This is a genomic window from Lutibacter oricola, assembly GCF_900106565.1.
In the GTDB taxonomy this organism is placed as follows: Bacteria; Bacteroidota; Bacteroidia; order Flavobacteriales; family Flavobacteriaceae; genus Lutibacter; species Lutibacter oricola.
Genome location: NZ_FNNJ01000005.1, coordinates 95,590 through 109,528 on the forward strand (window position 1 = coordinate 95,590; position 13,939 = coordinate 109,528).

9 protein-coding genes are annotated in these 13,939 nt (G+C 31.3%); 5 read left to right on the plus strand and 4 right to left on the minus strand.

Annotation, left to right across the window (positions count from 1 at the left end):
• The first annotated feature begins 40 nt into the window (after positions 1–40).
• The 5 genes from BLU40_RS10710 to BLU40_RS17575 all read left to right on the plus strand — a co-directional run bounded on the left by BLU40_RS10710 (position 41) and on the right by BLU40_RS17575 (position 7,707).
• The gene (locus tag BLU40_RS10710) at positions 41–2,173 is read left to right on the plus strand and encodes a M3 family metallopeptidase (protein WP_090123250.1); all 2,133 of its coding nucleotides are present in this window, start codon (positions 41–43) and stop codon (positions 2,171–2,173) included.
• Between the two features lie 109 nt (positions 2,174–2,282).
• Positions 2,283–3,572 (plus strand): carboxypeptidase-like regulatory domain-containing protein, encoded by a 1,290-nt coding sequence (locus BLU40_RS10715; RefSeq protein WP_139170945.1) that lies wholly within the window; start codon positions 2,283–2,285, stop codon positions 3,570–3,572.
• 135 nt (positions 3,573–3,707) lie between these two features.
• Positions 3,708–6,206: a zinc-dependent metalloprotease gene (locus BLU40_RS10720; protein WP_090123254.1), complete on the plus strand. Its 2,499-nt coding sequence runs from the start codon at positions 3,708–3,710 to the stop codon at positions 6,204–6,206.
• 70 nt (positions 6,207–6,276) lie between these two features.
• Positions 6,277–7,413, plus strand: a complete 1,137-nt coding sequence (locus BLU40_RS10725; protein ID WP_090123256.1) for a glycoside hydrolase family 53 protein — start codon at positions 6,277–6,279, stop codon at positions 7,411–7,413.
• Positions 7,414–7,557: 144 nt separating this feature from the next.
• Complete coding sequence (locus tag BLU40_RS17575) at positions 7,558–7,707, plus strand: hypothetical protein (protein WP_175454776.1); 150 nt, start codon at positions 7,558–7,560, stop codon at positions 7,705–7,707.
• Here BLU40_RS17575 and ppk2 read toward each other — a convergent pair.
• The 4 genes from ppk2 to BLU40_RS10745 form a co-directional block, all read right to left on the minus strand.
• Positions 7,704–8,504 carry a polyphosphate kinase 2 gene (gene ppk2, locus BLU40_RS10730; protein ID WP_090123258.1) on the minus strand — a complete coding sequence of 267 codons (801 nt, stop codon included), beginning with the start codon at positions 8,502–8,504 and terminating at the stop codon, positions 7,704–7,706. The genes BLU40_RS17575 and ppk2 overlap by 4 nt on opposite strands.
• Positions 8,505–8,574: 70 nt before the next feature.
• Positions 8,575–10,227 (minus strand): dipeptidyl-peptidase 3 family protein, encoded by a 1,653-nt coding sequence (locus BLU40_RS10735; RefSeq protein ID WP_090123260.1) that lies wholly within the window; start codon positions 10,225–10,227, stop codon positions 8,575–8,577.
• Between the two features lie 5 nt (positions 10,228–10,232).
• Positions 10,233–11,831, minus strand: coding sequence for a mechanosensitive ion channel family protein (locus tag BLU40_RS10740; protein ID WP_090123262.1), 1,599 nt, complete (start codon positions 11,829–11,831; stop codon positions 10,233–10,235).
• Positions 11,832–11,886: 55 nt separating this feature from the next.
• A complete protein-coding gene (locus BLU40_RS10745; RefSeq protein WP_090123264.1) occupies positions 11,887–13,827 on the minus strand; it encodes a YgiQ family radical SAM protein in 1,941 nt (646 codons plus the stop codon).
• Positions 13,828–13,939: the final 112 nt, after the last annotated feature.

Consider the following 13,939-nt stretch of genomic DNA (forward strand, 5'->3'; position numbering starts at 1 on the left):
TATTAATTAACTTTGAAACAATTCAATCAAATTATTATTTATGAAAAATACATTTAAAGTTTTTGCTACTTTTTGCTGCTTAGCAATTATTAGTTGTAACCAACCAAAAGAAAAAGAAGCTGTTCTCGCTGACAACTTACTACTTGAAGAATGGACTGGTCCTTATGGAGGAGTTCCGGCGTTTGATAAAATGAATCTTAATGATTTAAAAACAGCCCTAGAAAAAGGAATGGAATTAAATCTAAAAGATATTGATGCCATTGCTGCAAGTACAGATGCACCCACTTTTGAAAACACTATTGTACCAATGGAAAAAGCTGGTGCAGAACTAAATCGAATTTTTAAATACTACGGTATTTGGAGTGCTAACGTTTCTTCGCCTGAGTTTAGAAAAATTCAAACTGAAATGTCTCCAAAACTTTCTGAATTTCGTTCTAAAATTTCTCAAAACGAAGCTTTATTCAAAAGAATAAAAACAGTATACGATAATTCATTAAAAACACCTTTAGAAGCAGATCAACAACGAGTAATTTTACTTACCTATGAAGGTTTTGCTATGAATGGTGCTGAATTAGATGCTGAAAAGAAAAAACGTTATGCTGCAATTGATAAAGAATTATCTTCATTGTACACAAAATTTGGAAACAATGTTTTAGCAGATGAAGAAAACTACAAAGTTTACATAAACAAAGACCAATTAGGTGGTTTAAGTGAAGGAATGACAAAATCTATGGCAAAAATTGCTGCAGATAATGGAAAAGAAGGAATGTATGCGATTCCTAATACGCGTTCTTATATGGATCCGTTTTTAACCTATTCTACAGAAAGAGGATTACGTAAAAAAGTTTGGGAAAACTATTACTCTCGTGGAGATAATAACGATGAATTTGACAATAAAAAAATTATTGCTCAAATTTTAAAACTACGTAAAGAACGTGTTGGTTTATTAGGTTATAAAACTTATGGAGACTGGCGTTTACAAAACCGTATGGCTAAAACTCCAGAAAATGCAATGAAATTAATGGATGCTGTTTGGCCTGCTGCCATTGCAAGAGTTAAAGAAGAAGTTGCCGATATGCAAGCTGTAGCAACTAAAAATGGTGATAAAATTACCATTGAGCCTTGGGATTACCGTTTTTATGCTGAAAAAGTTAGAAAAGCTAAATACGATTTAGATTCTGATGAAGTAAAACAATACTTACAATTAGATAAATTAACTGATGCTTTGTTCTTTGTAGCTAGCGAAGTTTTCAACTATAAATTTACTCCTGTTAAAGAAGGTTCTGTTCCAGTTTTTCACGAAGATGTAAAAGTTTGGGAAGTAACAGATCAAACTTCAGGTGAACATATTGGTTTATGGTATTTAGATCCATTTGCACGCCCTGGTAAACGTTCAGGTGCTTGGGCAACAACTTATAGAAGTCATTCTACTTTTGATGGTAAAAAGAACGTATTGGCTTCAAACAACTCTAACTTTGTAAAACCTGCTCCTGGTGAAGCTTTACTAGTTTCTTGGGACGATGCAACTACATTTTTACACGAATTTGGACACGCATTACACTTCTTCTCTTCTGAAGTGCGTTATCCAACATTAAATGGTGGTGTTAGAGATTATACAGAGTTCCAATCACAAGTTTTAGAACGTTGGTTAGGTACAGATAAACTAATTAACCAATTTATGGTACATTATAAAACTGGAAAAGTTATTCCGAAGGAATTAGTAGCTAAGATTAAAAAATCTGCTAAATTCAATCAAGGTTTCTCAACTACAGAATATTTAGCTTCTGCTATTATGGATATGAAATTACATATGGCTGATCCAACAAATATTGATATTGCAAAATTTGAAAAGGAAACTTTAGCTGAAATGAATATGCCTAAAGAATTACCAATGCGCCATAGAACTCCGCATTTTGGACACGTATTTTCTGGTGAAGGCTATGCTACTGCATATTATGGTTATATGTGGGCAGATGTTTTAACAGCAGATGCTTCGGAAGCGTTTTCTGAAGCTCCAGGTGGTTTTTACGATAAAGAATTATCTAAAAAAATGGTGAAGCACTTATTTGCACCAAGAAATGCAATGGACCCTGCTGAGGCTTATAGAATATTTAGAGGTAGAGATGCTAATATTGAAGCATTAATGAGAGACAGAGGATTTCCTGTAAAATAAAAAAATGAAAATTCAAGAAAAGGGATTGTTAAAAGCAATCCCTTTTTTTTATATCTCATTATAATTTAATAACTTGTATAGTCAAACCAATACCTTAAACAACAAAGCCATGGTACAAAAAAAGCAACTTCATTCAACAAAAAAATTGGCTATTAACACATTAACTGTTCTACTGTTTTTTTTATTTAACACTACCTACTCGTCTAATATAGTTGAGGTTGATACTGTTGGGTTTAAACAGTACAAAGGTGTTGTAATAGATAGTAAAACTAAAAAGCCATTAATTTTTGCAACACTTGCTGTAAATAACTCTAATATTAGTACAGTCACAAATACACACGGAGAATATTTATTAAAAGTACCGCAGCATTTAACAAGTAATTCTATAACCATAACATTTTTAGGCTATACTAGTAAGGTTATTAAGTTGAATGATTTAGAAGAAAAAAAGAATGTAATTAAGTTAAATACTCATATTGAAGAACTTTCTGAAATTGAAATTTCTACTAAAGATGCCCAAGCTTTAGTTGAAGAAGTTTTTAGGCGAAAAGATAAAAACTACTTTAATAACTACACTAAAATGACTGCTTTTTACAGAGAAACCATTCAAAAAAGAAAAACATATGTTTCTTTATCTGAAGCTGTTGTAGATATTAACAAGCAACCTTATGATAACGACCGAAGAGATATTTTACAGTTGTTTAAAACTCGAAAAAGTACAGATTATAATAAACTTGACACTGTAGCATTTAAATTAAGAGGAGGACCATTTAGCACACTTCATTTAGATGTAATGAAATACGATTTATTTCAAGAAGATTTTACTGAGTTATATGAATTTCACTATACCAAATCTACAAAAATTGACAACAAACCTATTTATGTAGTAAACTTTAAACAACGTAGCAGCATTAAAGATCCTCTATATTATGGTAAACTATTTATAGATGCTAAAACATTAGCTTTAACTAGCGCTACATTTCAATTAAATTTGGAGAACATATACGAAGCTAGAAAATTGTTTATTCTAAAAAAACCTAAAAAAGCTTTAGTAACACCAATACAAACCAAGTATCACGTAAATTATAGACAAAAAAACGGCAAATGGTATTTTGGATATAGTAGAATACAACTTAGTTTTAAAGTAAATTGGGACAAACGCTGGTTTAATACTATTTACAACTCTACTATGGAAATGGCTATTACCGATTGGAAAAAATTAGAAAGCAAACCATCTATAAAATATAGAGACCGATTAAAAACATCTATAATTATGAGTGATGAAGCTTCAGGTTTCTCTGACCCAGATTTTTGGGGAGAATACAATGTAATAGAACCTGAAAAGCCAATTGAAAGCGCCATTAAAAAAATTAAAAAACAATTAAAACGAAAGAAATAACTATTGTTTTTCATAACAAAATTAAGACCAACCCGCCTATTGGCGGGTTTTCTTTAACAAATAATTAAGAAAAATTTCTTCTTTCTTTAATACTTTCGAAAACAAATTCAATTTATAACCTAACTTTAAATTTTTATGTCTAAAAAAATACTTACACTGTTATTTTCTTTAGCAGTTATTATTGGTTTCTCAACCGATTCTTATTCTCAAAGAAAAAATAAAAAAAATAAAAAAAGTAAAACTGAAACTCCTAAACCTCCAGCAAAGCCTAAAAAAGGAGCTATTGAACCATACGCTAAAGTAATTACTAAAGATGCTAAAACGGATGATGGTTTATTTAAAGTTCACTTTATTGATGATAAATATTTATTTGAAATTCCTGATTCGCTGTTAGAAAGAGAAATGTTAATGGTAACTAGAATTGCTAAAAACACTTCGAACAATAGAAGTTTTGGTGGTCAAAAAGCAAATACTCAAGTATTAAGATGGCAAAAAAAGGATAAAAAAATATTATTACGTGTAGTTTCTCATAATGTAGTAGCTAACGATAGCTTACCTGTTAGTGAAGCTGTTGCAAATTCTAATTTTGAGCCTGTTTTGTACATGTTCCCGATTAAAGCTTTTGGTGAAGACAAAACTTCAACAGTTATAGATGCTACAGAATTGTTTTCTACAGATGTAAAAGCCTTAGGTTTACCTAGCTATGTTAGAAAATCATACAAAGTAACTCGTTTAGACACTAAAAAATCTTTTATTGATAGTATTAAAAGTTACCCTCTAAATATTGAAACTCGTCATGTAAAAACGTATGCTGCAAGTGCAGCTCCATCAAACTCTTCAACAGGAACAGTTTCTGTAGAAATGAGTAACTCTATGATTTTACTTCCTAAAGAACCAATGAAACGTAGATATTTTGATGAACGTGTTGGTTGGTTTACTTCTTCTCAAACAGATTATGGAGATGAAGCACAAAAAAGTAAGAAAGTAACTTACTTAGACCGTTGGAGATTAGAAGTTAAAGATGAAGATATTGAGAAATTTAAACGTGGTGAATTAGTAGAACCTAAAAAACAAATTGTTTATTATATAGATAGAGCAACTCCAAAAAAATGGAGAAAAGTTATAAAAGATGGTATAGAAGATTGGCAAGTTGCATTTGAAGCTGCTGGATTTAAAAATGCAATTATTGCAAAAGATCCACCAACAAAAGAAGAAGACCCAGATTGGAGTCCTGAAGATATACGTTATTCTGTAGTTAGATATTTAGCTTCTCCAATTCCAAATGCAAATGGACCACACGTTAGTGATCCTCGTTCTGGAGAAATTTTAGAATCTGACATTAACTGGTACCACAATGTTATGAGTTTATTACAAGGTTGGTTTTTTGTACAAACTGCAGCAATAAACCCAGATGCACAAGGTGCAGAATTTAAAGACGAAGTTATGGGTAGATTAATTCGTTTTGTTTCTTCTCACGAAGTTGGGCATACCTTAGGATTACCACATAATATGGCAAGTAGTAACGCATATCCGGTAGACTCTTTACGTTCTGCTACCTTCACCAAAAAACATAGTACAGCACCTTCTATTATGGATTATGCTCGTTTTAACTATGTTGCGCAACCAGAAGACAAAGGCGTTGCTTTAATGCCAAATATTGGTGTGTATGATAAATATGCCATCAACTGGGCTTACCGCCCAATTTTAGATAAAACTGCTAAAGAAGAAAAACCAATTTTAGATAGTTGGATTCTTAAACACGCCGGAGATAAATTATATAGATTTGGACACCAACAAGCAGGTGGAGTTGTTGACCCTAGTTCGCAAACTGAAGATTTAGGTGATGATGCCATTAAAGCAAGTGAATACGGAATTGCTAACCTTAAACGTATTGTTCCTAATTTAATTAAATGGACTGCTGAAGATGGTAAAAACTATGATGATTTAAAAGCTATGTATGGTCATGTTATTTCTCAATACAACCGCTATATGGGACACGTATCTTCAAATTTAGGTGGTGTATATGAGCATTATAAAACATACGATCAAGAAGGATTGGTTTATACACATGTAGATAAAGCACATCAAAAAAACTGTTTAAAATTTATTAATAAACAATTGTTCGAAACACCAACTTGGTTAATTGATAAAGAAATTATTGGTCGTACAGAATACTCTGGAATCACGGAGAGAATTAGAGCTATACAAGTTAGATCGTTAAATAATATTCTTAGTTTGGGAAGAATGCAACGTATGGTAGAAAATGAAACTTTAAATGGTTCTAAAGCATACACTCTTGTTTCTATGATGAGCGATTTACGTTCAGGGATTTGGAGCGAATTACGTTACAACAAAAAAATTAGCACTTATAGAAGAAATTTACAAAGAGCACATATTGAAAGACTGGCTAGTTTAATGATTGCAAAAGATGTTAGACCTAAAAGTTCTTCTAGATATGTTAAAACTACTTCGGTAACTGTAAAACAATCTGATATTATTCCTGTTGTTAGAGGAGAGTTAAATAGAATTAAACGCGATGCTCAAAGAGCTTCAACAGCGGCACCTAACACCATTACAAGATATCATTTACAAGATATTGTAAAACGTATTGATGGTATTTTGGATCCTAAATAAATTTAAAATATAAATTATTAAAAACCGATGTTTTCTAGCATCGGTTTTTTTATTTCCATAAATTTATAATATGAAACACGCTTTCCTCTTATTTTTTATCTTCATTCTATTTTCTTGTAAAGACAATTCGGAAGTTGATACTTCTGTTATTGAAGAACCAAATTTAACAACAAGTTTTTATTATGGTGCCGATTTATCTTATGTAAATGAAATGCTTGATTGCGGAGCTGTATACTATAATTCAAATGGAGTTCAAAAAAATCCGTATACAATTTTTAAAGAAGAAGGTGCTAATTTAGTTCGCCTACGTTTATGGTATAATCCAACTTGGACCAATTATTCAAATTTTGAAGATGTAAAAAAGGCTATTCAAAAAGCTAAAAATGAAGGAATAAAAGTATTGTTAGATTTTCATTATTCCGACACTTGGGCAGATCCAGATAAACAAGAAATTCCTGAAGCTTGGGAAAGTGAAATCAATAATAAAGAAACTTTAGGTGAATTACTTTACAATTACACCTTTGAAACTTTAGATAAATTGAACAATCAAAATTTACTTCCAGAAATGGTACAAATTGGTAATGAAATTAATGGTATGATTCTTCAAAAAGGTGAACTTATTTGGCCTATTGATTGGGATAGAAATTCATATCTAATTAACAATGGAATTAAAGCAGTTAGAGATTTTTCTTCAGAAAAAAACAAAGAAATTGAAATAATGTTACACATTGCTCAACCAGAGAATGCATTATGGTGGTTTGAACAAGCTACAGCTAATGATGTAACAGATTTTGATTGGATAGCGCTTTCTTATTACCCACTTTGGTCTGAATACAAATTAAATACTCTTGAAGCCGCACTAAAAACACTTATAAACACCTATAATAAAAAATTAATGATTGTTGAAACTGCTTATCCTTTTACGCTTGAAAATAATGATGAGGCAAACAACATTTTAGGTAGTGATGCTTTAATTAGCGGTTATCCAGCAACTCAACAAGGACAATTAGATTACTTAAAAAAACTTACCGAAATTGTAAAACAATCTGGAGGAGAAGGAATTATTTATTGGGAACCCGCTTGGGTTTCTACAAACTGTAGTACACTTTGGGGAACTGGTTCGCATTGGGATAATGCAACTTTATTTGATCACAACAACAAAGCCAATTTAGGTATGCAATTTTATAATATGGCTTTAGATAAGTAAATGTTTTCTTTTAGGCACAGCTTATTCTGAACTTGATTCAGGTTAAAGGCCCTAATTTCATCAATAAAATACTAACAACTAATCATTCTATTTTATGTGACATTTAACTAAATAGCGTGTCTTATTTTAAAACACGCTATCATTATGAATACTAATAAGTCTATTGATTTATATACCAAAACAAAATACAAAGAAAAGTATAGAGTTTACTTAAAACAATATGCAATAAACGGCTGGAAGCCATCCGCTACTAACATTGAAGAATTTGTTAAAAAAGTTACTTCGAAAAATTAATACTTATCAGGCACAAATGTTTGGTAATCCATTGGAGGCCTAACATAACCAACATTTTCAGGTAACGAAGGTAATTCAATTGGCTCCAAATTCATTTTTTCATAAGGAATTTTACTTAAAATATGGCTAATACAATTTAGCCTTGCTTTTTTCTTATTATCAGCATCAACAACATACCAAGGAACTTGCTTAGTATCGGTATGAGCAAACATAGCATCTTTTGCTTTTGAATATTCCATCCATCTAGAACGAGATTCTAAATCCATTGGGCTAAATTTCCAACGTTTTAACGGATTTTCAATTCTACTTTTAAATCGTTTCTCTTGCTCTTCATCACTAACAGAGAACCAGTATTTCAATACAATAATTCCTGAGCGCACTAGCATTCTTTCAAACTCTGGGCACGAACGTAAAAACTCGTTATACTCATCTTCTGTGCAAAAGCCCATTACTTTTTCAACACCAGCTCTATTGTACCAACTTCTATCAAAAACTACAATTTCTCCTGCTGCCGGCAAATACGGTACGTAACGTTGAAAATACCATTGCGATTTCTCTTTTTCGGTAGGAACACCCAATGCAACAATTTTACACACTCGTGGATTTAAAGGCTCTGTAAACCTCTTAATTGTTCCTCCTTTTCCTGAAGCATCTCTACCTTCAAAAACAATAACAACTTTTAATCCTTCATTTTTCACCCATTCTTGAAGATGCACTAATTCTTTATGCAAAGTTTCAAGTTCGGCTTCGTAATTTAACTTTTTCTTTTTTTCAGTCTTAATGTTTGATTCTGCCATACGCTAATGTAACAAAAAACATAAAAAAAGCCTCCAAATTAGGAGGCTTTTTAACGCTATGTAATATTATTTACAATCCTAAAGCTTTAACTCCTTGTTCAAAAATAACATCAACAGGAATATTTTGTTCACTTAATTTATCTAAATCAGCCTGTAAATCAGCAGGAATAATACCTTTTTCTTGAACTAATTTAAGTACACCATCGTAATCTCCATTACCTTGTAAAGTTAAAATTACACTTGAAAGATCTTTCATTGCAACTTCCATTTTATCGTAATTTACTTTGTAAGTTCCATCTTCATTTTTAGAGAAAGCACCTTTTTCTTTAAAAAAGTTAAAACGAATCATATTTGCTTTACCGTGCGCACTTGAAGCCCCAAAACGTACAGAACGGAAAATACCAGCCATAAAAGTGGTCATATAATCTTTCATATCTCCTTCAATTTCACCTTTTTTGTGTAATTGTTGCACCATATACAACCCTAAAATATCTGCTTTCCCTTCTTCTAATGCTGAAGCTAATTCTTTTAATGAAGCTCTTACCATTCCTTTACCATTAATAGTTTTTTTAATTCCTAATCCGTGAGCAACTTCGTGAAACATTGTATTTGCAAAAAACGCATCAAAGGTTACATGCTTACGCTGACCTTCTTCAATTAATTTACCCGTAATTGGAATTAATATTTTATCGAATTTAGCGCGCATTGCATTTTTTAATTGCAAACGTCTCGATCCATTTTTTAACTGAACTTCTTCATCATTAGGTAAATTAATAGCAATTGTTTTACTTCCAGAGTTACAATCTCCAGCATAATATACAACGTCATAGGCATTTAATTCAGAATCTGTTCCTGGTTTCTCTTGTTTATACTTTTCATCAACCGGTAAACCTACTTGTAATTCTGGTAAAAACTGAGCAAATTTTTCTAATTTTTTGCTCCATTCCATATCCTTAATTAAAACATACCCTTCGTGTGCAGCTTTGTTACCAAACAATTGATCTTCGTACGTTTCAATTGGACCAATTACAACATCTAAACGATTTGTTTTCATCTCCATCCAAGCAAAATCACTTGGTTGATAATCATCTGTTAAAAATGCTTGAGAACGTAATTCTAAATATTTTTTTAACCCTGCATCTTCAGCTAATTTTGAAGCTTCTAATAACAATGCCGAAACTTCTTTTACTTGCGCTTCAAACTGAACTTTATATGGAATAGTTTTTAAACTTCCATCTTCATTTCTTCTAACAAAAGTGTATAAGCTTGATTTGCTTTCGTCTGTAAAAGCATCAAACTCTTCTTTTGTCATATCTGCAGGATAATAGTTGGCACCTAATGGTTTTGCACCTATTCCTTCAACAAATGAAGTGTTACCGTTTAATCTATCCCAAGGACCATAATTTATTTTAACATACTTTTTAGTGTCTTCATCAGAAATACCTTTTAATAACTCCGCTTTATTTCCGTAAGATTCATACCAAAACAACTCATTCATTTTATGAGCTGCTTTAATTAGAATTGGCAACATTTTGCGTTCATTTTCAGACAAAACACTTACATCTGAAGTTAACTTAAAAGGAACATATTTACTTAAATTTTGTTGCATTGCTGTTAGTTCACCTTCTTCTACAGTAACTTGTTTTATAGGTTTCCTTGCCTTATCGCCTTCTTTACAAGAAAACAACACGGCAAAAACCATTATTGCTAAAACTTTTTTCATTGTTTTTATTTTTGATTAATGTTATTTATAATTTCTTTAATTCTATTTTCGTCTGTACTATAAGGCATTTCCAATCCTTTTTTTTCTGGAAATTGCTCTATCATAACAGTTGTTGAAGGGAACGCAAAGTCTACACCTAATTCTTTGGCTAATTTTAATATTGCAATATGCAAACTGTGCTTAGAAGCTTGTTCTTTATTCCAATCTAATTCAGTAAAATATACATTCATTAAAATTAATAATGAAGAATCTCCAAACCCAGAAAATTCTACATTAAAAGCTTCGTCTCTTGTTGCTGGGTGCAACTCAATAATTTTTCGAACACCATTTACAAAAGCATCAATTAATTCTGGAGGCGTATCATAACGTAAACCTAAATTAGTTGTATAACGTCTATACGCACGTAAACCTTTATTATTTACCACCATTTCAGACAATGTGCTATTTGGTATTTGATATACCGAAGTATCTGCAGCACGAACTGTAGTGGATCTAAAACCAACTGTTTCTACTGTACCAATCACTTCACCGGCTTCAATCCAATCTCCAATATGAAAAGGTTTGTCGATAAATATCATTACGGTACCAATCAAGTTTTTTACGGTGTCTTGTGATGCTAATGCAACCGCAATACCACCAATAGACGCTCCTGCAATTACTGTAACAGGTTTAATACCAAATAAGGTTAGCATTTTTAAAAAACCAACAAAAATTACAATTCCTGTTAAGAAATTATGTAAAATTGGAACTAATTGATCATCTAATTTATTGTGTGTAGATTCAGCAAATTCTTCATAAACACTCATTACAACTTGTACTAATTTTAGGAAAACGTAAATCCAAAAAACAGTTACCATAATATTTAACACCAAAAATAGAATAGTATTTACATCTAAATCTAATAATAACGATGGTAGCAATGTTTTTAAAAACCAAATAACAATTAACAATACAATTGGTCTGGTTAATTTTTTTAAAGCCGTATCAATTCTTTCATTTGATTTATGAACAACCCATAATTGAATTTTACGCAATATGTAGTATACAATTTTCTTAAAAATAAAGAAGATGAAAAAACTTATTATTGTTAACACAACAAGTCCTAAATATTGCCATAATTCTATTTTAAATATTTTTTTATGTCCAAACGCAGGAATTAATTGTTGCAATTTTTCGGTATGCCAAGGATAAATACTCTCGTACAATTCATTTACTTGACTAGTAGTTTCAGAAGAGTAATACCAATTTCCTCCAACTCTTTCTACGTAAATTTCAGGCATTTGGTATGGAAACAAAACATATCTATTTCCAATTTTATATCCAGTAGTATCTGAATACATTTTATTAGTTGGTACTTTGCTAAAATCTACTTTTAACCCTTTACCATCTAATATTTTTTTAAGTTTAATTGCAACTTCTTCAGCTTCTTTACCTTGAAAACCATAAATGGTTGTTGCTGCTTTTGCAGGCTCGTAAGAATCTGATTGCAAAAAATATAAATGCGTATAAATTGCTGAATTTGGGTTACTTAAATCTACTTTAACCTCATTTTGAGCAACTAAAGATGATGTAAGCAACAAAAAAAATAAGATTATTTTCTTCATTCTAAATAATTGTTAAATACAATTTCAAATTTAAGATATTAATGTGTAGAAATTATTACCTTTTTGTCCTTTTCTTATATTTATTTTTTCTTCGTGGAGATTTAGTAATCGTATCGTCAAAAGTATCTTTTGCCCTACCAGGTTTATTTTTTCTCCAAGAATTTCCTTGCGGAATTAACTTTTCTAATAAGTCTTTTCTACCAACATTTGTTAATATATTTTTAATCCAATCTTGGTTCTCTTTTTTGTACCAAAAGAAAAATTTATGTTGATCGTCTCGCTCCTTTTTGGTTTTAGGAGTTTTCATTGGTTTTAGAGTATACGGATGATATCCAGAATAATAAATTACAGTAGCAACCGTCATTGGCGTTGGAGTAAAACCTTGAACTTGTTCTAACTGAAAGCCCATATCTTTAGTTTCAGCAGCCAAATTTGCCATATCTTGTAATTCTGAAGCTGGATGACTTGAAATGAAATACGGTATTAATTGTAAGTTTAATTTTTTTCGAACATTAATTTTATCAAAACGCTCTTTAAACTTATGGAAATATGCAAACGAAGGTTTACGCATTAACTTTAACACAGGATCTGAAGTATGTTCTGGCGCAACTTTTAATCTACCAGAAACGTGATTGGTCATTACTTCCTCTGTATAAGCATCTAACTCTTTTGGATCTGCTTTTTTGTTGAATTCTGGCACCAACATATCGTGTCTAATTCCACTACCAATAAAAGATTTTTTCACTTTTGGATGCTTATCTACAGCTTTATATAAATCGGTTAATGGTTTATGTGAAGTATCTAAATTATGACAAACTACCGGAGAAATACAAGAAGGCGCCACACATTTATCGCATATCTTCTGAACCTTTCCTTTCATTTGATACATATTTGCTGAAGGCCCACCAATATCAGACAAATAACCTTTAAAATCTGGCATTTCAGCAACCTTATCAACTTCTTTTAAAATAGATTCTTGACTTCTACTTGCTATAAACTTACCTTGATGTGCAGAAATTGTACAAAAACTACAACCTCCAAAACAACCTCTATGTATGTTTATAGAAAACTTAATCATTTCAAACGCAGGAATTGGACCACGCTTGTTATATTTTGGATGTGGTAAACGCGTAAACGGCAAATCGAATGAAGCATCTATTTCTTCTTCCGTCATAGTTTCGTATGGCGGATTTATTACCAATGTATTATCTCCTACATTCTGAAAAATTCGATCTGCATGTAATTTATTAGACTCTTGCTCTATAGTTTTAAAGTTTGCTGCAAACTTTTTCTTATTCAATAAACAAACCTCATGAGAATTGATTCTAACATCTTCCCAATTTTTATTTTTAGGAATATTCTGATCTCTTGGGTGTAAAAAAGCAGTTTGCTTTACAGTAGTTAAACTAGAAAACGGCACTCCCTTTTGCAACAAGTTCACAATTTCTCGCAAAGGTTGTTCTCCCATTCCATACACCAATAAATCAGCTTTAGAATCTTCTAAAATTGTTGGTTTTAATTGATCGCTCCAATAATCGTAATGTGTAACTCTTCTTAAAGAAGCTTCAATTCCACCAATTAAAACCGGAATATCTGGAAATTTTTCTTTTAATATTTTTGAATAAACTGAAGTTGCATAGTCTGGTCTAAACCCTTTATCTCCATTTGGAGTATATGCATCTTTATCTCTTCGTTTTTTACTTGCAGTATAATTACTAACCATTGGATCCATACAACCACCAGTTACTGCAAAAAACATTTTTGGTGTTCCCATTTTGGTAAAATCCTGTAAATTATCGTTTACACTTGGTTGTGGCACAATAGCTACTCGTAATCCATAACTTTCTAAAATTCGTCCAATTACTGCTGGTCCAAAAGCAGGATGATCTACATAGGCATCTCCACTAAACAAAATTACATCCAATTCTTCCCAGCCTCTAAGCTTTACTTCTTTGTTTGTAGTTGGTAACCAATCTGAAAGTTTATTCATTCTCATATTTTGCAAAAATACATTAAATAAAACAATTCTAAATAACTGTGTTTTTCCTAACTAAAGTTAAGTAGTGTTAACGAGTGTTAATAGATTAAACCTTTTTAAAATAGCATAG